Genomic DNA, 25746 nt, shown 5'->3' with positions numbered 1-25746 from the left:
GCGAGGCCGCCGGGAACAGACGGCACCCCGTGGTCTCGGCGGGGACCGATGGCGCGTACTCCCGCGGCTTTGAAAGGAAGGGGGACCGGACCGCCTGGGTAGACCATCGCGGGCGCAAATAGGGTGGTCGTGTGGATGGGCTGATCGTGGTGGACAAGCCGGCCGGGATGACGTCGCATGATGTCGTCGCGCGGATCCGGCGGCTGGCGAAGACGCGACGGGTGGGGCACGGCGGGACGCTGGACCCGATGGCCACCGGAGTGCTGATCATCGGGGTGAACCGGGCCACCCGGCTGCTGACCTATGTGATCGGCGCGCGGAAGAGCTACACCGCGACGATCCGGCTGGGGGAGTCGACCGTCACCGACGACGCCGAGGGCGAGGTCACCGCGACCGCGCCGGCCGGGGCGGTGACCGACGAGGCGATCCGGGCGCAGCTGGCGGCGCAGGTCGGCGAGATCGATCAGGTGCCCAGCGCGGTCAGCGCGATCAAGATCAAGGGTGTGCGGTCCTACAAGCGGGTGCGCGAGGGTGAGGCGGTCGAGATCCCGGCCCGGCGGATCACCGTCTTCGACCTGGAGGTGCTGGACATCCGGCGTCCGGAGGGCGGTGCGGTGATCGACGTGGACGTCGATGTGACGTGTTCGTCGGGGACCTACATCCGGGCGATCGCCCGTGACCTGGGTGCCGCGCTGGGGGTGGGCGGCCACCTCACCGCGCTGCGCCGGACCGCGGTGGGGGAGATGACGCTGGCAGCCGCGGTCACCCTCGAGGAGCTGGAGGAGCGTGCACCGGACGTGGTCGGGCTGCCGATGGCGGAGGCGGCACGGCGGGCGTTCCCGCAGCGCACGGCCTCCGCGGAGGAGACCCGGACGCTGCGTCACGGTGGGCCGCTGAGCGCCGCCGGCATCGAGGGGCCCTACGCGGTCTTCGACGAGGCCGGCGAGGTGCTGGCGATCGTCAGCGAGCGCGAGGGCAAGGCCCGGGCGGAGATCGTGCTGGCCCCGGCCTGATCAGCCGGTGCCGGCCGGGGTGGGTGGCACCGCGTTGCGCAGGCGGATCCGCATCGGGGCCGGGGCGGGTGTCGACGGCAGGGGGTCGGCAGGCAGGCCCGCGACCTCGACCGTCGGTCCGTGCACGTCAGGGGTGGGATGCTCGTCGGGCCGGCGAGGTTCGTCGTCGTGCTGGTCCATGGTCCAGCCTCCTGGTATCGGTGACAATCGTAACTATCCGGGCGAGGCCCGGTGGGCGTTCCTCCGGGCTGCGGGATCGATACGCTAGGGCGCCGGAAGTTCAGCGGAGGGGCGTTCGATGCAGCGGTGGCGGGGCTACGAGTCGGTCCCCGGCGGGTGGGGCCGGTCGGTCGTGACGATCGGCGTCTTCGACGGCGTGCACCGCGGGCACCAGGCGATCATCGGGCACGCCGTGAAGCGGGCCCGTGACCTGGGCCTCCAGTCGGTGGTGATGACCTTCGACCCGCACCCGGCCGAGGTGGTCCGCCCGGGTTCGCACCCGGCGGTGCTCACCGAGCCGGTGCGCAAGGCCGAGCTGATCGAGCAGCTCGGTGTCGACGCGCTCTGCGTGGTGCCGTTCACCCCGGCCTTCTCCCAGCTCACGCCGAACGAGTTCGTGCACGACGTGCTCGTCGAGGCGCTGCACACCGCGGTCGTGGTGGTCGGCGACAACTTCCGCTTCGGGCACCGGGCCGCCGGCGACGTGACGATGCTGGAGTCGCTGGGGCAGAAATTCGGGTTCACCGTCGAGGACGCGCCACTGGTCGCGGAGAACGGGCTGGTCTTCTCCTCGACCTACATCCGCAGTTGTGTCGACGCCGGTGACGTGCGGGCCGCGGCGGCGGCGCTGGGCCGGCCGCACCGGCTGGCCGGTGTGGTGGTCCGGGGTGATCAGCGTGGCCGCGAGCTCGGTTATCCGACCGCCAACTTGATGGTGCACCGCTACGCGGCGGTGCCGGCCGACGGCATCTACGCCGCCTGGCTGACCCGGGGCGGGGAGACGGTCGCCCGGCGGGCCAGCGTGTCGATCGGCACCAATCCCACCTTCTCCGGGCGGGAGCGCCGGGTGGAGGCGTACGTGCTGGATTTCGAGGGCGACCTCTATGGCGAGCGGGTCAGCCTCGACTTCGTCGCGCACCTCCGTGAGCAGCGGAGATATGAAGGCATCGACCCGTTGATCGCCCAGATCCGGGCCGACGTCGAAGAGACCCGGGTGTTGCTCCCGTGACGCCCTGATAGGGTTTAACCGTCGTTGGGTTGTCCCGACACCGATCCCGCTTGCCTGCCCGACGCCGCGGGTGCGGGAAATCGTCTGAATCGGCAACACAGAAGTCCGGAGAACATGGCGCTCGATCAAGAGACCAAGAACAAGATCATGGGTGAGTACGCGACCAAGGACGGCGACACCGGTTCGCCCGAGGTTCAGGTCGCCATGCTCACCAAGCGGATCGCTGACCTGACCGAGCACCTCAAGGTGCACAAGCACGACCACCACAGCCGTCGTGGTCTGCTGCTGCTGGTCGGCCAGCGCCGCCGCCTGCTGAACTACGTTCAGAAGAAGGACATCGCTCGCTACCGGACGCTCATCGAGCGCCTCGGCCTGCGTCGATAGTTTTGATCCTGGGGGAGCGGCGCTCCCCCAGGAAGCACCACTGAAACCCACGGACCCGCGCGGATCACACCGTCAGCACCCGGTCCTCGGTAGTGGTTCCCAGGCACAGCCTTCCTGGGTACTTCGATCGAAGACCGGCCTTTGCGAACCGCGCTGTAGACCGCCGGGTCCTCGACGAAGGAGTACCGCACTTCATGACCGAGCAGAACACCGCTCTCGGCACCGAAACCCGCACCGCCGTCATCGACAACGGATCGTTCGGCACCCGGGAGATCGTCTTCTCGACCGGCCGCCTCGCTCAGCAGGCCGCCGGCTCCGTGATCGTCCAACTGGGCGACACCACCGTCCTCTCCGCGACGACCGCCAGCAAGCAGCCGAAGGACCACTTCGACTTCTTCCCGCTGACCGTCGACGTCGAGGAGCGGATGTACGCCGCGGGCCGCATCCCCGGCTCGTTCTTCCGGCGCGAGGGCCGTCCCAGCGAGGACGCCATCCTCACCTGCCGCCTGATCGACCGGCCGCTGCGCCCGTCGTTCACCAAGGGCCTGCGCAACGAGGTCCAGGTCGTCGAGACGATCCTGGCGCTCGACCCGGCGCACCCCTACGACGTCGTCGCCATGAACGCGGCCTCGATGTCCACCAAGCTCTCCGGCCTGCCGTTCAGCGGCCCGGTCGGCTCCACCCGGGTGGCGCACGTCGAGGGCCAGTGGGTCGCGTTCCCGACCCTCGAGGAGCTCGAGCGGGCGACGTTCGACATGGTCGTGGCCGGCCGGACGCTGCCGGACGGCGACGTCGCGATCATGATGGTCGAGGCCGAGGCCACCCCGCACGCGATCAAGCTGATCTCGGCCGGCGCCGCCGCGCCGACCGAGGAGATCGTCGCCAGCGGCCTGGAAGCGGCCAAGCCCGCGATCCGCGAGCTGTGCCGCGCGCAGAGCGAGCTGGCCGAGGTCGCCGCGAAGCCGGTGGCCGACTTCCCGGTCTTCCTGGACTACCAGGACGACGTGTACGCGGCCGTGACCGAGGCGGTGCGCGGTGAGACCGCCGAGGCGCTGACCATCGCCGGCAAGGCCGAGCGTGAGGAAGCGCTGGACCTGATCAAGGCCAAGGCGCACGAGCTGCTAGACGAGCGGTTCGAGGGCCGGGAGAAGGAGATCAGCGCGGCGTTCCGCTCGGTCACCAAGTCCGAGGTCCGCCAGCGGGTGCTGCGCGAGCAGATTCGCATCGACGGCCGCGGGCCGCGCGACATCCGCCCGCTGACCGCGCAGGTCGGCGTGCTGCCGCGGGTGCACGGCTCGGCGCTGTTCGAGCGTGGCGAGACCCAGATCCTGGGCGTCACCACGCTGAACATGCTGCGTCTCGAGCAGTCGCTGGACACTCTCGCTCCCGAGAAGACCAAGCGCTACATGCACAACTACAACTTCCCGCCGTACTCGACCGGTGAGACCGGCCGGGTGGGCTCGCCGAAGCGCCGCGAGATCGGTCACGGCGCGCTGGCCGAGCGGGCTCTCGTGCCGGTGCTGCCGTCGCGCGAGGAGTTCCCGTACGCGATCCGGCAGGTCTCCGAGGCCCTGAGCTCCAACGGCTCCACCTCGATGGGTTCGGTCTGCGCCTCCACGCTGGCCCTGCTCTCCGCCGGTGTGCCGCTGAAGGCCCCGGTCGCGGGCATCGCGATGGGCCTGATCTCGGACGAGGTCGACGGCAAGACGCAGTACGTGGCGCTCACCGACATCCTCGGCGCCGAGGACGCGTTCGGCGACATGGACTTCAAGGTCGCCGGCACCAGCGAGTTCGTCACCGCCCTGCAGCTGGACACCAAACTCGACGGCATCCCGTCGGACGTGCTGGCCGGCGCGCTGCAGCAGGCGCACGAGGCCCGCGCCACCATCCTCAGCGTGATGACCGCCGCCATCGAGGCCCCGGCCGAGATGAGCGAGTACGCGCCGCGCGTCACCACGGTGAAGATCCCGGTCGACAAGATCGGTATGGTGATCGGCCCCAAGGGCCAGACGATCAACGCGATCCAGGACGAGACCGGCGCCGACATCTCCATCGAGGACGACGGCACGATCTACGTCGGCGCGACCAACGGCCCGGCCGCCGAGGCCGCGGTCGAGCGGATCAACGCGATCGCCAACCCGACCATGCCGAAGGCCGGCGACAAGTTCCTCGGCACCGTGGTGAAGACCGCCGCGTTCGGCGCCTTCATCTCGCTGCTCCCCGGCCGCGACGGCCTGCTGCACATCTCCAAGGTGGGCGACGGCAAGCGGGTCGACAAGGTCGAGGACTTCCTCAACGTCGGCGACAAGGTCGAGGTGTCCATCGCGGACATCGACGCCCGCGGCAAGATCTACCTGGACAAGGTTCGCCCGGAGGGCGAGGAGGCCCCGGCCGCCGCTCCCGCGGCTGCCGAGGGTGGCCGTCCCCCGCGTGAGCCCCGTGAGGACCGCGCCCCGCGTGGTGAGGGTGGCGGCAGCGGCGAGCCCCGCCGTCGCCGGACCCGGCCGAGCGGTGAGCGTGGCGGAGAGCGTCGCGACTAAGTGACAGCGAACAGCAACCGCGGGCCGGCCGGAAGGCCGGCCCGCGTTGTCACCCGGACCCTTCAGGACGGCGTAAGGAAGACAACGCTGCCCAGCGGCCTGCGGGTCATCACCGAGGCCATTCCCACCACCCGCAGCGCCTCGCTCGGGATCTGGGTGGGTATCGGCTCCCGGGACGAGACCCCGGCCCTGCACGGCGCCTCGCACTTCCTGGAGCATCTGCTCTTCAAGGGCACCCCCAAGCGCACCGCCCTGGAGATCTCCGCGCAGATCGAGGCGGTCGGCGGGGAGACCAACGCCTTCACCACGAAGGAATACACCTGCTACTACGCGCGGGTGCTCGACGCCGACCTGCCGCTCGCGGTGGACGTGCTGGTCGACGCGGTGGCCGACTCGATCCTCGACCCGGCCGACGTGGAGACCGAGCGGGGCGTGATCCTCGAAGAGATCGCCATGCACGAGGACGAGCCCGGTGACGAGGTGCACGACGTCTTCGCCGAGGTGCTCTACGGCAGCCACCCGCTGGGCCGGCTGATCTCGGGCACCCCCGAGTCGATCGCGCCGATGACCCGGAACCAGATCAACGGCTTCTACCGGCGCCGCTACACCCCGCCGCAGATCGTGGTCGCGGCCGCCGGGAACCTGGACCACGCCACGGTCGTCCGGCTGGTCCGCAAGGCGCTCGCCGGCACCCCGCTGGACGCCTCTCCCGCCGCGCCCGCCCCCACCCGGGCCGGTGACAAGCGGGTCCGGCTGCGGAAGGCGCAGCGGGCGATCCTGCACCGTGACACCGAGCAGGCGCACATCGTGCTGGGCGGCGCCGGGCTGGGCCGCCACGACGAACGCCGGTTCGCCCTGGGCGTGCTGAACAACGTGCTCGGCGGCGGCATGTCGAGCCGGCTGTTCCAGGAGATCCGGGAGAAGCGCGGTCTCGCCTACTCGGTCTACTCGTACGCCGGCCAGTACGCGGACTCCGGCCTCGTCGGCGTCTACGCGGGCTGTGCGCCGGCCAAGGCGCCCGAGGTGCTCGACCTGATCCGCGGCGAGCTGGACCGGGTGGCCGACAAGGGCATCACGGCCGACGAGCTGATCCGTGGCAAGGGCATGGTGAAGGGTTCGTACGTGCTCGGCCTGGAGGACACCGGCTCCCGGATGAGCCGGCTCGCCAAGTCGGAGCTGCTGCACGGCGACCTGATGGGCGTCGACGAGATGCTGGCCCGGGTGGACGCGGTCACCGTCGAGGAGGTCAACGCGGTCGCCGCCGACCTGTTCTCGGGTGAACGTTCGCTGGCCGTGGTGGGACCTTTCGACGAAGCCGAGTTGCACGCGTAGTTACTCTTGGACCCCGTGACGACGCTGGAGACCCCGACCGAGACCCCCGCCACCCCGCCCCCGCCGGAACTCCGGAAGCGGCGGATCATCGGGATGCTGATCTGGACGGCGGTCTTCGCCGTCGGGGTGTGGTTCGTCGGCGTGCCGACCAGCGACCCGCTGATCGCCTTCGGGTGGCTGTGGCTGGCCACCATCGCGTGGCGCAACTACGAGCCGTGGAAGACCCACCTGCGGTTCCTGCGCGACTGGCTGCCGATCTGCCTGCTGCTGGTCATCTACAACGTGTCCCGGGGCTTCGCCGACGGCCTCCTGTTCGAGCCGCACGTCACCGAGCTGATCGCCTTCGACAGGTGGGCGTTCGGCTGGTTCACCGACGGCCTCACCCCGACCGAGTGGCTGCAGCGCGAGCTCTGGCAGCCCCGTGTGGTGCAGTGGTGGGAGGTGGTCGTCTCGATCGTCTACTTCTCGCACTTCCTGACGCTGCCGACGATCGCCGTGGTGCTGTGGATGCGGTCCCGCCCGCAGTGGGCCCGGTTCATGCGCCGCTGGTTCCTGCTCTGCGTGCTCGGCCTGATCACCTACTTCCTCTACCCGGCGGCCCCGCCGTGGTGGGCGGCCGAGGCGCAGCACGGCTCGCTGGTCGAGGCGACCCGCATCTCCACGAACGGCTGGGACGCGATCGGCCTGCACGGCGCCGGCAACACCCTCAACGCGCTCCAGGTGGAGGCGTCGAACCCGGTCGCCGCGATGCCGTCGCTGCACACCGCGTTCGCGTTCATGGCCGTCGTGTTCTTCCTGCCGATGGTGCGCCGGCGGTGGTGGCCGCTGCTGTTCGCGTACCCGCTGTCGATGACGTTCACGCTGGTCTACACGGCCGAGCACTGGGTGATCGACGTGCTGGTCGGATGGGCCTACGTGGGGCTGGTCTTCCTGCTCGTCGGCGCTGCCGAGCGGTGGTGGGAGTCGCGCCGCCGTACGTTAGGTTGACGGTGTGACTGAACAGATTCGCGTCGGTGTCCTCGGCGCCCGGGGTCGCATGGGCCTCGAGGTCTGCAAGGCTGTCGACGCCGCGGACGACCTCGAGCTGGTCGCGATGATCGACCAGGGTGACTGGCTCTTCAGCGCCTCCGACGCGGGCGCTCAGGTGCTGGTCGACTTCACCAGCCCCGACGTGGTGATGGACAACCTGCGCTGGGCGATCGAGCAGGGCATCCACGTGGTGGTCGGCACGTCCGGTTTCACCCCGGAGCGGCAGGAAACGGTGCGCGGCTGGCTGGCCGGCAAGCCCGGCGTGGGGGTGCTGATCGCGCCCAACTTCGGGATCGGCGCCGTGCTGATGATGCAGTTCGCCGCCCGGGCCGCGCGCTACTTCGACTCCGTCGAGATCATCGAGCAGCACCACCCGCGCAAGCTGGACGCCCCGAGCGGCACCGCGATGCACACCGCCAAGGTGATCGCCGACGCCCGTGCCGCGGCGAACTGCGCGCCGATGCCGGACGCCACCAAGGAGGAGCAGCTCGGCGCCCGCGGCACCGACGTCGACGGGGTGCGCGTCCACTCGGTCCGCGCGGCCGGCCTGGTCGCGCATCAGGAGGTGCTGTTCGGCACCACCGGCGAGACGCTGACCATCCGGCACGACTCGCTGGACCGCTCGTCGTTCATGCCCGGCGTGCTGCTGGCCGTCCGCAACGTGGTCTCCCGGCCCGGCCTCACCATCGGGCTCGACCCGCTGCTGGACTGATGGCCGAGCTCTCCACGCGCGGGCGCCGGGTCCGGGTCCTGGCCACCGTGATCTGCCTCGTCCTCCTGCTCGCCGGCACCTTCTTCGGCGACGACGACCATTTCCCGTTCGGCCCGTTCCGGATGTACGCGTCGTCGCCCGACCCGGACGGCGACGCCAAGGACACCCGCGTGGAGGGCGTCGACGTGACCGGCCGCACCGTCGTGATCACCGAGGCCAACAGCGGCATCCGGCGCGCCGAGATCGAGGGCCAGCAGTCGGCGTACGAGCAGGATCCGGCCCGCCTGAGCCGGATCGCCGAGGCCTATGCCGAGCACACCCCCGGCGCCCCCGCCCTGCGCGAGGTCCGCATCGTGGTCCGCTGGCACGGCATCCAGGACGCCCGCCCCACCGGGTCGTACACCGACGAGGTCGTCGCCGACTGGATCCGCCCATGATCACCCGCTGGCTCTTCGCGCCGGTGCCGCGCGGCCGGATCGCCGCCTTCCGCACCCTGGTCTACCTCTTCGTCGCCCTCGACCTGGTCGTCTTCACGCCCTGGGTGCGCGCGCACGCCAACACTCCCGGCGACCTCTACCAGCCGCTGCTGATCGGCCGGATCCTGCCGTTGCCGACACCCACCCCGCTGCTGGTGCACGGCATCTTCTGGGCGCTGCTGCTGCTCAGCCTGGCCGCCGCGTCCGGCCGTGCGCCCCGCCTGCTCGGCTGGCCGATCTTCATCCTCTACCTCGAGTGGATGATCATCGCGATGAGCTACGGCAAGGTCGACCACGACCGCGTCGCGTTCCTCGTGGCCCTCGCCGTCCTGCCCACCGTCGGGCGTGCCCGCCACCGCGACACCACGCTCACCGAAGCCGGCGGCTGGGCCCTGCGGGTGACCCAGATCGCGGTCATCTGCACCTACTTCCTGGCCGCCCTCGCCAAGCTCCGCATCGGCGGCCTCGAGTGGCTCACCAGCGGCGTCCTGGCGCAGGCCATCATCCGCCGCGGCACCGACCTGGCCGATCTGATCGCCGCGGTGCCCGGTCTGCTGATCGTCGCCCAGTGCGGCATCATCGCGTTCGAGCTGCTCAGCCCACTGATCTTCGTCGTCCCGGAGCGGTGGCGGAACTGGGTGGTGGCCTTCTTCTACTCGTTCCACCTGGCCACGTTCGCGACGATCACCATCTCGTTCGCGCCGCACCTGGTCGCGATGGCGAGCTTCCTGCCGTTGGAGCGGGCCCGCCCACGTTTCCGGCAGGCGTTCCGGCGCCGCCCACCCGCCGTCGAGGCCGGACAACAGACCAAGATCTAGCCCTTCTGGTACGCGTGAGGGGTTCCCAGAAGCATCGATCCTGTCCCGGGGCCACCCCGCGAGCCGGGCGTACGGTCCGGGCCGTTGCGCGGGTGCCGGGCTGGGCTGCCGGGTCGAGCTCTCGAACACGCGGGCCAGGTCTCCGGTCCGGGCCGCTGCGCGGCCGGTCGCCCGGCCCCGGGTCAGCTCTCCGCGGTGGGGGAGGACGGCTGCGGGCGCAGGTGGGGCGGCACGGCGCAGGCGGCGGTGCCGCCCGGCATCAGGTCGCGGTGGTCGGCCACCCACTGATAAGCGGGCCAGGCCGCGGCCCGGACCGGCCCCAGGCGGAGCGTCCCGCCCGCCAGCGACCAGAACCGGCCGGCGTCACGGAGCAGATGACCGATGGCGTCCGGGCCGGCCGCGACGGTGCCGTCCGTGCCCACCCACTGGACCGCGGCCTCGCACTGTTCGACGGTGAGGCCGAGGGCGGGCAGGTCGGCGAACTGGTAGGGGACCACCGTGGCCCGGGTGGGGATGCGCCGTTCGATGAACTCGGCACAACTGGTGCAGAAGGAGCAGTCGCCGTCGTAGACGAAGGTCGGCCGGGTGTTCGTCACGCCGCTATTCTCCGTCCACCGCGACGTGCATGCGGAGTTGGGGTACGAGCAGGTCGTCGACGTCCAGCGCGCGACCGGCGCCGTCGGCCTCCCAGCCGGTGGAGCCGAGGAACTTGCGCATCACGTCGTCGGCCTCGTACACCCAGGCCACCGCCGTGCGGAAACCGTCGTCGCGCCAGTTGTCGACGGCGGCGGCGAGCAGCCGGCTGCCGTGGCCGCGCCGGCCCCAGCGGGGTTCGATGAGCAGGTCGGTGACGGCGGCGACGTCGTCCGGCAGGGGCTGCTCGTCCGGGGCCAGCGCCTGCTCGTCGGCGGGGCCGGAAGCGGCGAACCCGACGACGCTGGTGACGCTCTCGCCCTGTTCGACGGCGATCAGCACCCGGTGCCTCGGGGTCGGCGGCTCGGTGATCGCCTCGGTCCAGCCACGGGCGAGGTATGCCTCGTCCAGGTTGGCCAGCACGTGCGCCGGGAACATCCGGCGATAGGCGGTGCGCCAGGTGGTGAGCTGGATGCGAGCGATCTCCGGGGCGTCGCCGGGACGCGCGGGACGGACGAAGCCGAGAGCCATGGCGGCAACTTTGTCACACCCCTGCCCTAATGTGCTTTCACGATGGCCGTTCCTGACTCCCTCTCCGTCTCCCAGGCCCGCCGGATCACGCTGGCGGCCCAGGGCTTCGCCGACCCGAAACCGGGCGGCGTCACCGATCTGCGTCATCTGCGCCGGGTGCTGCGCCGCCTGCACCTGATCCAGATGGACTCGGTGAACGTGTTGCAGCGCGCCCATTTCATGCCGCTCTACAGCCGGCTCGGCCCCTACCCGGCCGGCCTGCTGGAGCGCGCGGCCTATCGGCGGCCCCGCGAGCTGTTCGAGTTCTGGGGGCACGAGGCCTCCCTGATCCGCACCGACCTGCAACCGCTGTTCCGCTGGCGGATGACCCGGGCGCACGAGCTGGCCTGGGGCAACATGCGGCGGGTGGCGGTCGAGCAGCCCGGCCTGGTGTCCTGGGTGCTCGACGAGGTGCGGGAGCGGGGGCCGATCACCGCGGCCGAGATCGAGCACGACGCCCCGCGCAGCAAGAACCACTGGGGGTGGAACTGGTCGGTCGTCAAGCAGGCGCTGGAGTGGCTGTTCTACACCGGCCAGGTCACCGCCGCCGAGCGCACCACCTCGTTCGCCCGGCGATACGACCTGCCGTCGCGGGTGCTGCCGGCCGCGGTGCTCGACGCGCCGACCCCGGCCCCGGCGGAGGCGTTCCGGGCGCTGGTGGAGCTCTCCGCCGAGGCGCTCGGGGTGGCCGCCGAGCCGGAGCTGCGGGACTACTTCCGGTTGCCGGTCAAGGAGTGCCGCACCGCGATCGCCGAGCTGGTCGAGGCCGGTGTGCTGCGGCCGGTGACAGTTGCCGGGTGGCGGCCGGCGGCCTATCTGCATGCCGGGGCCAGGCTGCCCCGGCGGGTGCGGGCCGCGACGCTGGTGAGCCCGTTCGACCCGCTGATCTGGGAGCGGGCGCGCACCGAGCGGCTCTTCGACATGGCATATCGGATCGAGATCTATGTCCCGCAGCCCAAGCGGGTGTTCGGCTATTACGTGCTGCCGTTCCTGCTCGGCGAGCGCTTCGCCGCCCGGGTCGATCTCAAGGCCGAGCGGAGGACGGGGGTGCTCCAGGTCCCGGCCGCCTGGATCGAGCCCGGCGCCGGTCCCGAGGAGACCGCGGTCGCGCTGGCTGCCGAGCTGCGGCGGCTGGCCGGCTGGCTGGGCCTGGACTCCGTGGCCGCCCCGGAGCGGGGAGACTTCGCCGGGCCCCTGGCCGCCGCGCTGAAGGTCGCTGACCAGCAGCCGCCGGGTGCGGGCGCCGAACAGCCGCCGGGTGCGGGCGCCGAACAGCCGCCGGGTGTGGGCGCCGAACGGCCGCTGGGCGCGAGCGATGAACAGCCGCCGGGTGCGGGTGATGAGCAGCCGTCGGACGCGGGTGGCCCGGGTGTACCGTGGCGGCCATGAGCACCGCCCCGACCGTGGGTGAGCTGCCGCCCTGGCTCGCCGACCAGCCCGTCCAGGGGCCGGTCGTGCCGCCCGAGTGGCTCGCCTACCCGCAGCAGGACCGTCTGACCCGCTTCGTCACCCGGCTCGCGGCCCGCTCACCGATCTGGCTGGCCCCGGTGGCCGTGCTCGCCTGCATGGGCGCCGCCGCCGGTTACACGCTCTACAGCGATCCCGTCCAGGCCGAGGCCGGCGCCGAGCCGAGCTGCGTGGTGAAGTTCATGACCGGCTTCGTCTGCCCGGGGTGCGGCGGCACCCGCGCCGCTTGGTACTTGTTGCACGCCAACGTGCCGGCCGCCGCCCGCCACCACCTGATGTTCGTCTTCGCGGTGCCCTTCCTGCTGTACATGTACGTGGCCTGGGCCGGCCGCGGCCTGTTCCGGTGGCGGCTGCCGCAGATCTCGATCAGTCCGGCCGTCATGATCACATTCATGGCGGTGTGGGGTGTCTGGAGCATCCTGCGCAACCTGCCGTGGGCGCCGTTCACCGCTTTCTACGTGTGACCGGGGCGTCCGATAGGTTGTGGGGTATGACGCACGACCCGCGGCCCTTCGGACGGCTGCTGACCGCCATGGTGACCCCGTTCACCGCCGACGGTTCCCTGGACATCGAAGGGGCGGCCCGGCTCGCCGCCCACCTCGTCGACGAGCAGCGCAACGACGCTCTCGTGATCAGCGGCACCACGGGGGAGTCCCCGACCACGACCGACGCGGAGAAGGACGCTGTCCTGCGCGCCGTGGTGGAGGCGGTGGGTGACCGTGCCCGGGTCGTCGCGGGGGTGGGCACCAACAACACCGCCCACACCATCGAGCTGGCGCACGCCGCGGAGAAAGCCGGCGCGCACGGCCTGCTGGTCGTCACGCCGTACTACAACAAGCCCCCGCAGGCCGGTGTCGAGCGGCACTTCCGGGCGGTCGCCGACGCGACCGGGCTGCCGATCATGGTCTATGACATCCCGCACCGGGCCGGCACGGCGATCGCCACCGAGACCATGTGCCGGATCGCCGAGCACGAGCGGGTCGTCGCGGTCAAGGACGCCAAGGGCGATCTGATCGCCAGCTCCTGGGTCCTGGCCCGGACCGATCTGGCCTACTACTCCGGCGACGACGCGGCCACCCTGCCGCTGCTCTCCATCGGCGGGGCCGGCCTCGTCGGCACGTCGACGCACTTCACCGGCGTCCTGGCCAAGGACATGATCGAGGCTTACGAGCGGGGCGACACCGCCGCCGCGCTGAGCCTGCACCGCCGGGCGATGCCGCTGTTCACGGGCATTTTCCGGTCGCCGGGGACGATGCTGGTCAAGGCCGGGCTGAACGCCCTGGGCCTGCCCGCCGGCCCGGTCCGCTCGCCACTGGTCGACGCCGGTGACGAGGAATTGAACCAACTGCGCCAGGACGCCGCCGCGGCCGGCATCGTGCTCTGACAGGAAGAGGCGAATGAGTCAAGCACACGTGGAGCTGGGTACCCCGCCGCCGCTGCCGGACGGCGCCCTGCGCGTCATACCGCTCGGCGGGCTCGGCGCCATCGGCCGCAACATGACCGTTTTCGAGTTCGACGGGAAGCTGCTCGTCATCGACTGCGGCGTGCTGTTCCCGGACGTCGAGCAGCCGGGTGTCGACCTGATCCTGCCCGACTTCACTCCCATCCTGGACCGTCTGGCGGACGTCCAGGCGATCGTGCTGACCCACGGGCACGAGGACCACATCGGCGCGGTCCCCTATCTGCTGGCCCACAAGCCGGACATCCCGCTGGTCGGGTCGGAGTTCACACTGGCCCTGGTCGAGGCGAAACTGGCCGAGCGGCGGCTGGACCCCTACACGCTGACCGTGCGTGAGGGGCAGGTGGAGCGGCTCGGGCCGTTCGAGTGCGAGTTCTTCGCGGTGAACCACTCGATCCCGGACGCCCTGGCCGTCGCCGTGCGGACCCCGGCGGGCCTGGTGCTGCACACCGGCGACTTCAAGATGGATCAGGTGCCGCTGGACGGGCGGATCACCGACCTGGCCGGTTTCGCCCGGCTCGGCGCCGAGGGCGTCGACCTGCTGCTCTCCGACTCCACGAACGCCGAGGTGCCCGGGTTCGTCACCCCGGAACGCGACATCGGCCCGGTGCTCAGCTCGATCTTCGGCAAGGCCCGCGGCCGGATCATCGTGGCCAGCTTCGCCTCGCACGTGCACCGCGTGCAGCAGGTGATGGACGCCGCCTGGGAGTACGAGCGGAAGGTCGCGCTGATCGGGCGGTCCATGGTCAGGAACATGGGCATCGCCCGTGACCTGGGACTGCTGCGCATCCCGGACGGTCTACTGGTCGGCCTGGACGAGGCCACCCACCTGCCGCCCGACGAGATCGTCTTCATGTCCACCGGGTCGCAGGGCGAGCCGATGAGCGCCCTGGGCCGGATGTCCACCGGGGACCACCGGCACATCACCATCGCGTCCGGTGACACCGTCGTGCTGGCCAGTTCGCTGGTGCCGGGCAACGAGACCTCGGTCTACCGGGTGATCAACCAGTTGTCCCGGGCCGGCGCCACGGTCATCCACAAGGAGACGGCGAAGGTGCACGTCTCCGGGCACGCGCCCGCCGGCGAACTGCGCTACCTGCTGAACGTGACCCGGCCGAGCAACCTGATGCCGGTGCACGGCGAGTGGCGGCACCTGCGTGCCCACGCGCAGCTCGGGATCGAGACCGGCGTGGCGCCCGACCGGGTCGTGCTCTGCGAGGACGGCGACGTGGTCGACCTGGTCGAGGGCCACGCCCGCGTGGTCGGCCGGGTCCGTAGCCGGTACGTCTACGTGGACGGTCTCGCGGTCGGCGACGTCAGCGAGTCGCTGCTGACCGAGCGCCGGATCCTCGGTGACGGCGGGTTCATCGCCGCCACCGTGGTGATCGACTCGGTCACCGGCAAGGTGGTCGGCGAGCCGGTCATCTCGGCGAAGGGCTTCTCCGAGGATCCGGAGGCGTTCAACCCCGTGGTGCCGTTGCTCACCGCGGCGCTGCACCGGTCCGCCGAGGACGGGATCACCGACACGCACCAGTTGCAGCAGGTGGTCCGCCGGACGGTCGGCCGCTGGGTGAACGATGCCTACCGCCGCCGGCCCATGATCGTGCCCACTGTCGTGGAAGTTTGACGGTTTTTTCAACCATCTATACCTCTGCTGCGTACTCCCTGGCACCGGTGCCGCCCCCACGGCACCCGTGGCGGAGGGAGCTTTCCACATGCAGCGCAGACCGATCGCCGTGGCGGCGGCGGTATTGGCGGCGACGGGAGCGGCGGTGGCTTTCACCCTGCCGTCGCTCGCGGGTACCGAGTCGGACAAACCGTCGTCCACCGTCGCCGGCAAGGACGGGGACGTCTCCCCGCAGTTGCTCGCGGCGATGAAGCGTGACCTGGGCCTGAACGGCGACCAGGCACGCACCCGGCTGGCCCGGGCACAGTGGGCCGGCGGGGTCTCGGCGACGCTGGCCGTGCAGACCGGGGACGATTTCGGCGGCGCCTGGCTCGCCGAGGACGGCACCACCCTGAAGGTCGCGGTCACCGATGCCGGTGCGGCCGAGGAGGTCAAGGAGGCCGGCGCGGTTCCGGTGATCGTCAAGCGCAGCGAGGCTCAGCTCGACGCGGCGAAGACGAAGCTCGACACCGCGGACTCCAGCCCGAAGGACGTGACCGGCTGGTACGTCGACCCGTCCACCAACAAGGTGGTCGTGGTCGCGAAGCCGGGCGCCAAATCGGCGGCGCTGCGCTGGGCGCAGAACAACGGCGTCGCCTCCGGCGCGGTCTCCGTGCTGACCAGCAAGGCGCAGCCGAAGCCGCTGTTCGACGTGCGCGGCGCCGACCCGTACTTCATCGCGGTCGACGGTGGGCAGGCGCGCTGCTCGATCGGCTTCTCGGTGGAGGGCGGCTTCGTCACGGCCGGCCACTGCGGCGCCGAGGGCGCCCGGACCACCGGCTTCAACAACCAGGCGCAGGGCACCGTGGAGTTCTCGGTCTTCCCGGGCGAGGCCGACATGGGCTTCGTCGCGGTGAACGGCGACTGGGACCCGCGCCCGGTGGTCAACGACTTCCAGGGCAACGAGCTCCCGGTCGCGGGCAACACCGAGGCGCCGGTCGGTGCCGCGGTCTGCCGTTCCGGCTCCACCACGGGCACGTTCTGCGGCACGATCCTGGCCAAGAACCAGACGGTGCGGTACCCGGAGGGCGCGGTCACCGGGCTCACCCGGACCGACGTCTGCGCCGAGGGTGGCGACTCCGGCGGTCCGTGGCTCTCCGGTGACCAGGCCCAGGGCCTGACCTCGGGCGGCTCGGGTGACTGCACGGCCGGCGGCGAGACGTTCTTCCAGCCGGTCAACGAGATCCTGGCGGCGCAGAACCTGACGCTGGTCACCAGCGGCGGGGGCGCCCAGCCGCCCGCGGCGAGCGCGCCGCCGGCCGAGGAGGGCGAGGAGCCCGCGTCGGCCTGTGACAGCCTGCCGGTCCAGCGGGAGAGCTCGATCTCCCGCTCCGGCGCGGCGCAGGCGCAGCCGGACGGCGGGGCTTACCGGGCCCGTGCGGGCACGCACACCGCCTGCCTGGACGCTCCGGAGGGGGCGGATTACGACCTGCTGCTGCAGCGGGTCAACAGCCGGGGTCAGTTCCGGACGGTCGCTCAGGCCACCGGCGACGGTGACAAGACCCTGAGCTTCGACGGCCGGTCCGGGACCTACCGCTACGTGGTGGTCGCGACCTCCGGCACCGGCGCGTACTCGCTGGGCTTCAACGTCTCCTGATCCGAGACGTCTCAGGCCAGGAGAAGTCTCCTGGCCTGAGACGGATGCGGTCCGGCGAACGGGGCTCTCCTTCAGGAGGGCCCCGTTCCGCCTTTCTTGAGCTCGCCCAGCGCCTCGCTGAGCCGCACGCCGGTGGCGATGCCGCAGAGCAGCACCTGGTCCAGTTGCTCCGGCGTCACGCCGTGCTCCCAGTCGGTGGTGACTTCACCCACCACGACCGCCGACCCGTCGTCGGTCACGTGTACGTACGCCTTCGGCCAGAGCTGATCCCGGTTCCAGGTGTTGCAGAACTCGTACAGCTTCGGCACGTCGTCCACCGGGAAGACGTGCTGCATCATGCCGCGGACCTGGAGGATCTCCTTCCGCTCCCCGAGCCGGAAGAAGTAGACGAGGTTCCCCTGGAAGTTGCCGGCGATGTCGTCGTCGGCATCGACGAGGTACGTGAAGCCCCGCGCTTCCAGCGCAGCCTTGATCATGTCGTTGCTGAGAGGTTGCACTTCACGATGGTAATTGCCCGGAAAGCGAGAAGCTGTCACGGTGCGCCTTCTCGGCGGATCGGCATCGCCCGGCTACCGTGACACTCATGGCGGGCCGTACTCCTCCGGCGAGCCGGGGCCGTGCCGCGTCCACGTCGCGCGGCTCCGCGGTCAACCGTGCCCGTCAACCGGCGCGCAAGGCGGCCGCGCGCAAGGCGCCGGCCCGCCGGGCGCCGGTCCGCCGCCGCAGCACTGCAGGCGCGACGCTCGCGTCCGGCCTGGGCCGCGGCGTCGGCGCGCTCTGGATGGGCCTCGCGCACAGCGTCGGCTGGGTCGCCCGGGGCGCCGGCCGGCAGGCCGCGACGGCGCGCAACATCGGTCCGGAGCACCGCCGGGACGGCGCGGGTCTACTCGTGCTCGGCCTCGCCATCCTGATCGCGGTCGCGCTCTGGGCACGCGGCGCGGGCCCGGTCGGCCTCTGGCTGGGCGACACCATCCGGCTGTTCCTGGGCAGTCTGGCGGTGCTGCTGCCGCTGCTGCTGTTCTACGGCGCGGTCCGGCTGATGCGGGAGCCGTCCGACCCCGAGCACGGCGGCCGCCATCTGGTCGGCTGGACAGCGATCGTGGTGGCCACCGCGGCGCTGCTGCACATCTCCGGGCAGCCGGCCGACGAGATCGCCATGGACGAGGCGGGTGGCCTGCTCGGATTCGGGATCGGCGGCGTGCTGGAACGGGCCGTGACCGCCTGGGTGGCCGTACCGCTGCTGGTCCTGCTCTTCGTCTTCGGTCTGCTGGTGATCACCGCGACGCCGATCGCCAAGATCCCGGAGCGGATGATGCTCCTGCTCGACGTGGTCAGCGGCCGCCGCCCGGTGCGCACCGCTCCGCTGGAGGACCTGCTCGAGGCGCCGGCCGAGGGCGAGGAAGAGGCGCCCGCCCGGCGCCGGCCGTCCCGCCGGCGGCAGGCCGCGATGGCCGAACCGGAGGCGGACGTCCCGCCGGACGACTTCGACGAGGAGATCATCCTCCACGACACCGTCGCCCTGCCGAAGGTGCCGGCCAGCCGGCGCAAGCCGAAACCGCCGGAGCACTCGCCGCTGCCGACCCGCGCCGAGCAGCTGGAGATCTCCGCGGTGGCCGGCGACTACCGACTGCCGCCGCCGAACCTGCTCGGCGCCGGCGCCCCGCCGAAGGCCCGCAGTCGCGCCAACGACGAGATCATGGGCGCGCTCAGCGGGGTCTTCGACCAGTTCAACGTCGACGCGGTCGTCACCGGCTTCACCCGCGGCCCCACCGTCACCCGGTACGAGGTGGAGATCGGCCCCGGCACCAAGGTCGAGCGGATCACCCAGCTGTCCCGCAACATCGCGTACGCGGTGAAGTCTCCCGACGTGCGGATCCTCAGCCCGATCCCGGGCAAGAGCGCGGTCGGTGTGGAGATCCCGAACACCGACCCGGAGAACGTCGCGCTCGGCGACGTGCTGCGGTCCCGGGCCGCCACCGCCGATCACCACCCGATGGTGGTGGCGCTCGGCAAGGACATCGAGGGCGGGTTCGTCGTCGCGAACCTGGCCAAGATGCCGCACATCCTGATCGCCGGCGCCACCGGCGCGGGCAAGAGCTCCTGCCTCAACTCGCTGCTGGTGTCGCTGCTGACCCGGGCCACCCCGGACGAGGTGCGGCTGCTGCTGATCGACCCGAAGCGGGTGGAGATGACCGGTTACGAGGGCATCCCGCACCTCGTCACGCCGATCGTCACCAACCCGAAGAAGGCCGCGGACGCCCTGGAGTGGGTGGTCCGCGAGATGGACATGCGGTACGACGATCTGGCCGCCAACGGGGTCCGGCACGTCGACGACTTCAACCGCAAGGTCCGCAGCGGCGAGATCACGGCGCCACCGGGCAGCGAGCGCGAGATGAAGCCGTACCCGTACCTGCTGGTGATCGTGGACGAACTGGCCGACCTGATGATGGTGGCGCCCCGCGACGTCGAGGACTCGGTCGTCCGGATCACCCAGCTGGCCCGGGCGGCCGGCATCCACCTGGTGCTCGCCACCCAGCGGCCCAGCGTCGACGTGGTCACCGGCCTGATCAAGGCGAACGTGCCGTCCCGGCTGGCCTTCGCGACGTCCTCGCTGGCTGACTCCCGGGTCATCCTGGACCAGCCGGGCGCGGAGAAGCTGCTCGGCCGCGGTGACGGGCTCTTCCTGCCGATGGGCGCGTCGAAGCCGGTCCGGATCCAGGGCGCGTGGGTCGACGAGAAAGAGATCGCCGCGGTCGTCAAGTTCTGCAAGGACCAGCGGGAGCCGGAGTTCCGGGAGGACGTCACCGAGGCGCCGGCGAGCAAGAAGAAGGACATCGACGAGGAGATCGGCGACGATCTCCAGCTGTTGATCCAGGCCATCGAGCTGGTGGTGACCAGCCAGTTCGGCTCGACCTCGATGCTGCAGCGCAAGCTCCGGGTGGGTTTCGCCAAGGCGGGCCGGCTGATGGACCTGATGGAGACCCGCGGGATCGTCGGGCCGTCGGAGGGGTCGAAGGCGCGCGACGTGCTGATCAAGCCGGACGAGCTGGAAGAGACTCTCGCCGCGCTGCGGGTGGACTGAACGTCTGCCGGAAGGTGAAGGCCTCCGGGCCCGGTCCGGCGGCGGCGAGCCGGCCCAGGCGGGAGATGGCCTGTCGCATCGTGGGCCGGTTTCCCGCCGGGATCCACCACAGCGCCAGCGACTCGCGGTGCCCGTGCGGCACGAACCACTCCCGCCGGCGGCGCAGATAATCGAGGTGCTCGCTCTGATAGGCGTACGCCCGGAGGGCCTCCACCGACTCCCAGACCGACAGCGTGTAGATCTGCAGCGGGTGGCCCGGCGCGGCGATGGTGCCGTCACCCTGCTCGCCGATGAGCCGCCAGACGAAGCCGGGTGAGCGGTCGGCCAGCTCGTTCATCAGCGCGATGCCGGCGGCGAACCCGGCCATCGAGGGATCTTCCAGCGGGGCTCGCATGCGTGCGGTGTTGACGTGGGCCAGGTGGAAGTCGGTCATGTCCTCAGCTAACCGGGGCGCCTCTCTAAAGTCAATCAGTTTGATTTTTAGAAAGTGTGACGCAGCAGCGCTCCGGCGCCGGCTCCATCCGCGCGGTCCACCCGGCCTGCTGCAGCAGCCCTTCGATCATCGCCAGGCTCATGCCGCAGATCAGCGGCGGGAACTGCTCGGCCAGGCGGTGGTACGGGCAGTTGTGCAGCACGATCCGGTCGTCCCCGTCAGGCGCCGGCGCATAACCGTGCTCGGCGAGCAGGGCGGTGACGTCCGGCCGGCCCGCGCCGGCCCGGGTCCCGTGTGCCCGGGCCACCTTGGTGAGCGTCTCGTCGGCGCCACTGCGTTCCAGTGCCTCGGCGAGCAGTTCGGCGGCGGCGCGATAGGAGCGCGGCGGCACGCTGACCGCGTGCTCGGCCGTGGCCACGCGGTAGAGCTTGGCGGGACGCCCGGCGCCCGGGCCGGTCCGGCCGGAGCGGCGCGCGTACGACGTCTCGAGCAACCCGGCGTCCACCAGTTTGTCGAGGTGGAACGCGGCCAGCGTACGGCCGATGCCGAGCGCCTCGGCCACTTCGTCCCGCCCCACCGGAGCGCCGGGCGACCCGGCCACCGCCTGGTACGCCGCCCGCCGCACCCCGTCGGCCAGCGCGGCGACCGACGCCAGATCGTCCAGATTCTCTGTCACCCGGCAATCGTATTGCCAACCGGTGTTGGTGCTAGACGGGCCGCCGGAGCCTCGGGCTCGGGCGGGACCCGGTGGCGCAGCAGGGCCGCTGCCGAGCCGACCAGCGCGCCGAGCATCAGCAGCGCCAGGATCCGCAGATCGACCGCGACCATCCCGGACTTGAACAGGTAACTCGCATAGGCCAGGAACGTCGCGAACTGCACCAGCGCCGGCACGAACCACATCCGGCGGGGCGTCCGGAACGCCGCCGCCACGGTCAGCGCCTCGGCCAGGATGAAGTAGCGCTCGTGCATCCCGGGGAGCAGGAACGGCACCAGGATGCTCGACGTGGCGGCCAGCAGCAGCACGCCGGCGGCGTCGAGGGTCACCTTGCGGATCAGCACGGTGTACGCGAGCACCAGCACCGCGGCCACCGCCAGCAACGAGCCGGCGGTCTTCAGCGTGTCCAGCATGACCGGCGCCGCGCGGAAGAACGTGTAGATGGTCGGGGCGTTGAGCGTCAGGCTCTGGTACTGCCCGCTCTGGTGGGCGTAGATCAGCATCAGGTCGCCGAACGGGCGGCCGGCGATCCACGCCGGGACCGCGAGCACCACGTACACCGCCGGGATCGCCGACAGCGTGTACCAGCGCAGCCGGCCGGCCAGCACCAGGACCATCAGGACCGGGAAGATGAAGACGGTCTGCAGCTTCACCGAGAACGCGACCCCGATCAGGATCATCGCCGTCCACGGACCGCCGCGCAGCAGGTGATAGAGGCCGGCCACCGCGAACGCGGCGTAGATGCTGTCGCACTGCGCCCAGTACGCGCCGTTCAGCACCACGGTCGGCAGGAACAGCACGACCAGCCCGGCGAGCGCGCCCGGGCGCCAGTCGCCGCCGCGCAGCATCACGATGCGGGCGACGTAATAGGCGAGCACCGCGTCGAACACCACCGACAGTGACTTCACCAGGACCAGCAGCGTGGCCGGCGTGTGCGCGTCCAGCCAGACCAGGCCGGTCAGCAGATAGAGGTACGGCACGTTGTAGTTCGCGAAGTCGCCGGCCAGCGCCTCGAAACCGCCGTTCGCGGCGATGTGCTCGGCCCACGGCCGGATGAACGCGACGTAGTCCGGGCTGACGGTTGCGAAGCCGACGAGCCGGACGGCCGCGGCGACGACGACGAGCGCCACCAACAAGAAGATCTCCGGGCTCGCCACCCGACTCCGAAATGCCGACATGAAGCGGAGAACCTACCGGGCCGCGATGACCGCCGTCCCGGTCTCAGGTGAACGCCGGTCACCCGGCAGGTTGCCGCGCGTGGTCTCCGGCGCCCGGTCCGGCCGCAGCGCCTGGGCAGCCGTGGCGACCAGCGCGGCCGCCAGGAGCACGGTGAGCAGGCGCAGGTCGACCGGCCCCGGGTCGAGCGTCAGCAGATAGTTGAGATAGGTCACCAGCGAGGCGGCCTGCACCAGGACCGGCACGAACCACAGCCGTCGCGGCGCCCAGAACGCCGCGACCACGGTCAGCACCTCGGCGAGCATGAAATAGCGCTCGTGCATGCCCGGCAGCAGGAACGGCGCCAGCAGCGCCGAGGTGGCCGCCAGCATGACGACCCGCTCGTCGCTCAGCCGCAGCCCGCGCCCGACGACCAGGAAGGCGAGGATCAGGACGGCGGCCACCGCGAAGAGGGTGCCGGCCGAGCGGGCCAGATCCATCATCTCGGGGGACTGCGGTCGTACGAAGGTGTAGACGGTGGGTGCGTTGAGGGTGAGTTCCGGGAACCGGCCGGTCTGCCCGGCGTAGATCGTCAGCAGATCGCCGAAGGGCCGCCCGGCGAGCCAGGCCGGCACCGCCAGCAGCAGATAGGCCGCCGGGATCGCGAGCAGGCAGCGCCACGGCACGCGCCGGCCCAGCACCAGCACCAGCAGCACCGGGAAGAGGAAGACGGTCTGCAGCTTGAACGCGAAGGCGACCCCCAGCAGCGCGCTGCCCACCCACGGCCGGTCCCGCAGCAGGTGGAAGACACCGGCAACGGCGAACGCGGCGTACACGGTGTCGCACTGCCCCCAGTACGCGCCGTTCAGCACCACGGTCGGCAGCAGCAGCACGGTGAGCCCGGCGAGCAGAGCCATCCGCCGGTCACCGGCGCGCAATCCGACGATCCGGGCGGCGTAGTAGGCCAGAACCGCGTCGAACACCGCCGAACAACCCTTGATCCAGGTCAGCAGCGGCACCGCGGTGTGCGTGTCCAGCCAGGTGAACCCGGTCAGCAGATAGAGGTACGGCACGTTGTAGTCGGAGAACGGCAGCCGAAGCGCCGAGAACATCCCGTGTTCGGCGATGAACCGGCTCCACGGCTCCAGGTAGTACTGGTAGTCGAGGGTGACCAGGCCCAGGCCGTACAGCCGGACCACCAGCGCGACGCCGAACAGGCCGGCGGCCAGCAGGGCTTCCGGCATGACTCGTTTCATCCGCTTGCTCCCCCGAACAGCACGAACAGGAAAGTACCGCTGCGGCGCAACGGAGAACCCGGACAACCGGTCCGTGCGGAGGAAGGTGACTCGCGGGCGGCCCGGTAACCTTGGCGGGTGTCTGTAACGCCTCCCTCCCGTCGTGTCGCTCTCCTCACTCTGGGCTGCGCCCGTAACGAGGTCGACTCCGAAGAGCTCGCCGCCCGTCTCGACGCCGGTGGATGGGAGGTCGGCACCGACGCCGAGGGTGCGGACGTCGTGGTGGTGAACACCTGCGGCTTCGTGGAGAAGGCGAAACAGGACTCGATCGACACGCTGCTCGCCGCGTCCGACACCGGCGCCAAGGTGGTCGCCGCCGGCTGCATGGCCGAGCGGTACGGCAAGGAGCTGGCCGACAACCTCCCCGAGGCGAACGCGGTGCTCGGCTTCGACGACTACACCGACATCGCCTCCCGGCTGGACAAGGTGCTGGCCGGCGAGACGCTGGACGCGCACACCCCGCGGGACCGGCGCGAGCTGCTGCCGATCACCCCGGTGCAGCGGCACACCGCCAAGGTGGTCGTGCCCGGGCACGCGACGGTTGACGAGCACACCCCGGCGCACCTGCGCACGGTCCTGCGCCGCCGGCTGGACAACGGCCCGGTGGCTTCGCTGAAACTGGCCAGCGGCTGCGACCGGCGTTGCGCGTTCTGCGCGATCCCGGCGTTCCGCGGCTCGTTCGTCTCCCGCGACCCGCAGGAACTGCTCGCCGAGGCGGAGTGGCTGGCCAAGTCGGGCGTGCGCGAGCTGGTGCTGGTCAGCGAGAACAGCACGTCGTACGGCAAGGACCTGGGCGACCCGCGAGCGCTGGAGAAGCTGCTGCCGCAGCTCGCCGCTGTGGACGGCATCGTCCGGGTGCGCGCCAGCTATCTCCAGCCCGCCGAGACCCGCCCCGGGCTGGTCGAGGCGATCGCCACCACGCCCGGTGTGGCGGCTTATTACGACCTCTCGTTCCAGCACTCCAGCGAGCCGGTGCTGCGCCGGATGCGCCGGTTCGGCTCGACCGAGCGCTTCCTGGAGCTGCTCGACTCGGCCCGCAAGCTGGCGCCCGCCGCCGGCGCCCGGAGCAACTTCATCGTCGGCTTCCCCGGCGAGAGGAAAGAGGACGTGGACGAGCTGGCCCGGTTCCTGACCGAGGCCCGGCTCGACGCCATCGGCGTCTTCGACTACAGCGACGAGGACGGCACCGAGGCGGCCGGCCTGACCGGCAAGGTCCGGGAATCCACCATCAAGCGGCGGTACGACCGGATCGTTGCGCTCGCCGAGGAGCTGTGTGCCCAGCGCGCCGAGGACCGGCTGGGCGACACCGTCGAGGTGCTGGTCGACACGGTGGACGGCGACGAGGTCGAGGGCCGCGCCGAGCACCAGGCACCCGAGGTGGACGGCTCCACCACGCTCGTCGCCGGTGAGCACGGGGTCGACCTGACCGTGCTGCGCCCGGGCGACCTGGTCCGGGCGCGGGTCACCGGCACCGAGGGGGTCGACCTGATCGCCGTCCCGGTCGAGATGATCTCGGCGGCCCCGGTGCCGGCACGATGACCAACGAGCCGGTTCCGGCGCCGGCGCCGCGCGTGGTCTCGCTCTACAACGCGGCCAACGCGCTCACCGTGATCCGGATCGTGCTCATCCCCGTCTTCCTGGCGTTCGTCGTCGCCTCCGCGATGACCGACCCGGACTGGCGGATCGCGGCCTGCCTGGCGTTCTGTGTGGCGTCGGCGACCGACTTCGTGGACGGCTGGATCGCCCGCCGCTGGTCGCTGGTGACCTCGTTCGGCAAGGTGGCCGATCCGATCGCGGACAAGGCGCTCACCGGCACGGCGTTGGTGCTGCTCTCCGCGTACGACCAGTTGCCCTGGTGGGTCACCATCGCGATTCTGGTGCGCGAGTGGGGCGTGACCGCCCTACGGTTCTGGGTGATCAGGTACGGGATCATCCCCGCCTCACGTGGCGGCAAGTTGAAGACCGGCCTGCAGACCGCCGCGATCGCCTGGTACCTGTGGCCCGTGCCGGAATCAGCGGCCCCGATCGGGGTAGTCCTGATGGGCGGCGCGCTGATCGTCACCGTGGTGACCGGCGCGGACTACGTGGTGCAGGCGCTGCGACTGCGGCGCAAGGGGACCAGCTAGGGGGAAAGCTCGTGGA

General features: G+C 71.1%; 24 protein-coding genes and 1 pseudogene. 17 read left to right on the top strand and 8 right to left on the bottom strand.

Annotated elements, in window-relative coordinates:
• Positions 1-131 precede the first annotated feature (131 nt).
• Positions 132-1013 (top strand): tRNA pseudouridine(55) synthase TruB, encoded by an 882-nt coding sequence (gene truB, locus AC0NH5_RS01950; RefSeq protein WP_474399143.1) that lies wholly within the window; start codon positions 132-134, stop codon positions 1011-1013.
• Here truB and AC0NH5_RS01945 read toward each other — a convergent pair whose 3' ends face one another.
• Entirely contained in the window at positions 1014-1193 is a 180-nt protein-coding gene (locus tag AC0NH5_RS01945) for a hypothetical protein (RefSeq protein ID WP_474399141.1), read from the bottom strand.
• A 118-nt stretch (positions 1194-1311) separates the two neighbouring features.
• Between AC0NH5_RS01945 and AC0NH5_RS01940 the strand changes: the two genes are divergently transcribed.
• The 8 genes from AC0NH5_RS01940 (at position 1312) to AC0NH5_RS01905 (ending at position 9532) form a co-directional block, all read left to right on the top strand.
• Complete coding sequence (locus AC0NH5_RS01940) at positions 1312-2241, top strand: bifunctional riboflavin kinase/FAD synthetase (RefSeq protein WP_474399140.1); 930 nt, start codon at positions 1312-1314, stop codon at positions 2239-2241.
• A gap of 114 nt (positions 2242-2355) precedes the next feature.
• On the top strand, positions 2356-2625 hold the full coding sequence (rpsO, locus tag AC0NH5_RS01935; RefSeq protein WP_045741481.1) for a 30S ribosomal protein S15: 270 nt from the start codon (positions 2356-2358) through the stop codon (positions 2623-2625).
• 194 nt (positions 2626-2819) lie between these two features.
• Complete coding sequence (locus AC0NH5_RS01930) at positions 2820-5165, top strand: polyribonucleotide nucleotidyltransferase (protein ID WP_474399137.1); 2346 nt, start codon at positions 2820-2822, stop codon at positions 5163-5165.
• Positions 5166-6497: a M16 family metallopeptidase gene (locus AC0NH5_RS01925; protein ID WP_474399135.1), complete on the top strand. Its 1332-nt coding sequence runs from the start codon at positions 5166-5168 to the stop codon at positions 6495-6497.
• A 93-nt stretch (positions 6498-6590) separates the two neighbouring features.
• Positions 6591-7484: a phosphatase PAP2 family protein gene (locus tag AC0NH5_RS01920; protein WP_474400317.1), complete on the top strand. Its 894-nt coding sequence runs from the start codon at positions 6591-6593 to the stop codon at positions 7482-7484.
• Between the two features lie 4 nt (positions 7485-7488).
• Complete coding sequence (gene dapB, locus AC0NH5_RS01915) at positions 7489-8238, top strand: 4-hydroxy-tetrahydrodipicolinate reductase (RefSeq protein ID WP_474399132.1); 750 nt, start codon at positions 7489-7491, stop codon at positions 8236-8238.
• Positions 8238-8675 (top strand): hypothetical protein, encoded by a 438-nt coding sequence (locus AC0NH5_RS01910; protein WP_474399129.1) that lies wholly within the window; start codon positions 8238-8240, stop codon positions 8673-8675. The genes dapB and AC0NH5_RS01910 overlap by 1 nt, the downstream gene beginning before the upstream one ends.
• Positions 8672-9532 carry an MFS transporter permease gene (locus AC0NH5_RS01905; protein WP_474399126.1) on the top strand — a complete coding sequence of 287 codons (861 nt, stop codon included), beginning with the start codon at positions 8672-8674 and terminating at the stop codon, positions 9530-9532. Before AC0NH5_RS01910 ends, AC0NH5_RS01905 begins: the two co-directional genes overlap by 4 nt.
• Positions 9533-9714: 182 nt before the next feature.
• Here the strand turns inward: AC0NH5_RS01905 and AC0NH5_RS01900 are convergent, their stop codons facing one another.
• Positions 9715-10128: a thiol-disulfide oxidoreductase DCC family protein gene (locus AC0NH5_RS01900; RefSeq protein WP_474399123.1), complete on the bottom strand. Its 414-nt coding sequence runs from the start codon at positions 10126-10128 to the stop codon at positions 9715-9717.
• Positions 10129-10132: 4 nt separating this feature from the next.
• Entirely contained in the window at positions 10133-10696 is a 564-nt protein-coding gene (locus AC0NH5_RS01895) for an N-acetyltransferase family protein (protein WP_474399120.1), read from the bottom strand.
• A gap of 42 nt (positions 10697-10738) precedes the next feature.
• Here AC0NH5_RS01895 and AC0NH5_RS01890 point away from each other — a divergent pair.
• The 5 genes and pseudogenes from AC0NH5_RS01890 to AC0NH5_RS01870 all read left to right on the top strand — a co-directional run.
• Positions 10739-11947 (top strand): annotated as a pseudogene (locus AC0NH5_RS01890) (winged helix-turn-helix domain-containing protein); the annotation flags it as partial.
• Positions 11948-12120: 173 nt separating this feature from the next.
• Complete coding sequence (locus AC0NH5_RS01885; protein WP_474399118.1) at positions 12121-12666, top strand: DUF2752 domain-containing protein; 546 nt, start codon at positions 12121-12123, stop codon at positions 12664-12666.
• A 26-nt stretch (positions 12667-12692) separates the two neighbouring features.
• Positions 12693-13586 (top strand): 4-hydroxy-tetrahydrodipicolinate synthase, encoded by an 894-nt coding sequence (dapA, locus tag AC0NH5_RS01880; RefSeq protein ID WP_474399115.1) that lies wholly within the window; start codon positions 12693-12695, stop codon positions 13584-13586.
• Between the two features lie 13 nt (positions 13587-13599).
• Complete coding sequence (locus AC0NH5_RS01875; RefSeq protein WP_474399112.1) at positions 13600-15288, top strand: ribonuclease J; 1689 nt, start codon at positions 13600-13602, stop codon at positions 15286-15288.
• An 88-nt stretch (positions 15289-15376) separates the two neighbouring features.
• Positions 15377-16924, top strand: coding sequence for a S1 family peptidase (locus AC0NH5_RS01870; protein ID WP_474399109.1), 1548 nt, complete (start codon positions 15377-15379; stop codon positions 16922-16924).
• Between the two features lie 71 nt (positions 16925-16995).
• Here the strand turns inward: AC0NH5_RS01870 and AC0NH5_RS01865 are convergent, their stop codons facing one another.
• Positions 16996-17421 carry a type III secretion system chaperone family protein gene (locus AC0NH5_RS01865; RefSeq protein WP_474399106.1) on the bottom strand — a complete coding sequence of 142 codons (426 nt, stop codon included), beginning with the start codon at positions 17419-17421 and terminating at the stop codon, positions 16996-16998.
• Positions 17422-17507: 86 nt separating this feature from the next.
• Here AC0NH5_RS01865 and AC0NH5_RS01860 point away from each other — a divergent pair, with 86 nt between their 5' ends.
• Positions 17508-20006, top strand: coding sequence for a DNA translocase FtsK (locus AC0NH5_RS01860; protein ID WP_474399104.1), 2499 nt, complete (start codon positions 17508-17510; stop codon positions 20004-20006).
• Here AC0NH5_RS01860 and AC0NH5_RS01855 read toward each other — a convergent pair.
• Genes AC0NH5_RS01855 through AC0NH5_RS01840 form a run of 4 tightly spaced genes read right to left on the bottom strand, consistent with a single transcriptional unit; the run spans position 19957 to position 23565 of the window.
• Positions 19957-20439 (bottom strand): DUF3291 domain-containing protein, encoded by a 483-nt coding sequence (locus AC0NH5_RS01855; protein ID WP_474399101.1) that lies wholly within the window; start codon positions 20437-20439, stop codon positions 19957-19959. The two genes, AC0NH5_RS01860 and AC0NH5_RS01855, sit on opposite strands and share 50 nt — an antisense overlap.
• A gap of 31 nt (positions 20440-20470) precedes the next feature.
• Complete coding sequence (locus AC0NH5_RS01850; protein ID WP_474399098.1) at positions 20471-21115, bottom strand: helix-turn-helix transcriptional regulator; 645 nt, start codon at positions 21113-21115, stop codon at positions 20471-20473.
• Entirely contained in the window at positions 21112-22284 is a 1173-nt protein-coding gene (locus AC0NH5_RS01845) for a glycosyltransferase 87 family protein (RefSeq protein ID WP_474399095.1), read from the bottom strand. The genes AC0NH5_RS01850 and AC0NH5_RS01845 overlap by 4 nt, the downstream gene beginning before the upstream one ends.
• Positions 22285-22344: 60 nt before the next feature.
• Positions 22345-23565, bottom strand: coding sequence for a glycosyltransferase 87 family protein (locus AC0NH5_RS01840; RefSeq protein ID WP_474399092.1), 1221 nt, complete (start codon positions 23563-23565; stop codon positions 22345-22347).
• Between the two features lie 117 nt (positions 23566-23682).
• Between AC0NH5_RS01840 and rimO the strand changes: the two genes are divergently transcribed.
• Positions 23683-25143, top strand: coding sequence for a 30S ribosomal protein S12 methylthiotransferase RimO (gene rimO, locus AC0NH5_RS01835; RefSeq protein WP_474399089.1), 1461 nt, complete (start codon positions 23683-23685; stop codon positions 25141-25143).
• Positions 25140-25730, top strand: a complete 591-nt coding sequence (pgsA, locus tag AC0NH5_RS01830; RefSeq protein ID WP_474399087.1) for a CDP-diacylglycerol--glycerol-3-phosphate 3-phosphatidyltransferase — start codon at positions 25140-25142, stop codon at positions 25728-25730. The genes rimO and pgsA overlap by 4 nt, the downstream gene beginning before the upstream one ends.
• Positions 25731-25746: the final 16 nt, after the last annotated feature.

The sequence above is a fragment of the Actinoplanes sp. 13 genome (assembly GCF_056134165.1).
This window is presented reverse-complemented; position numbering and strand designations above follow the sequence as displayed.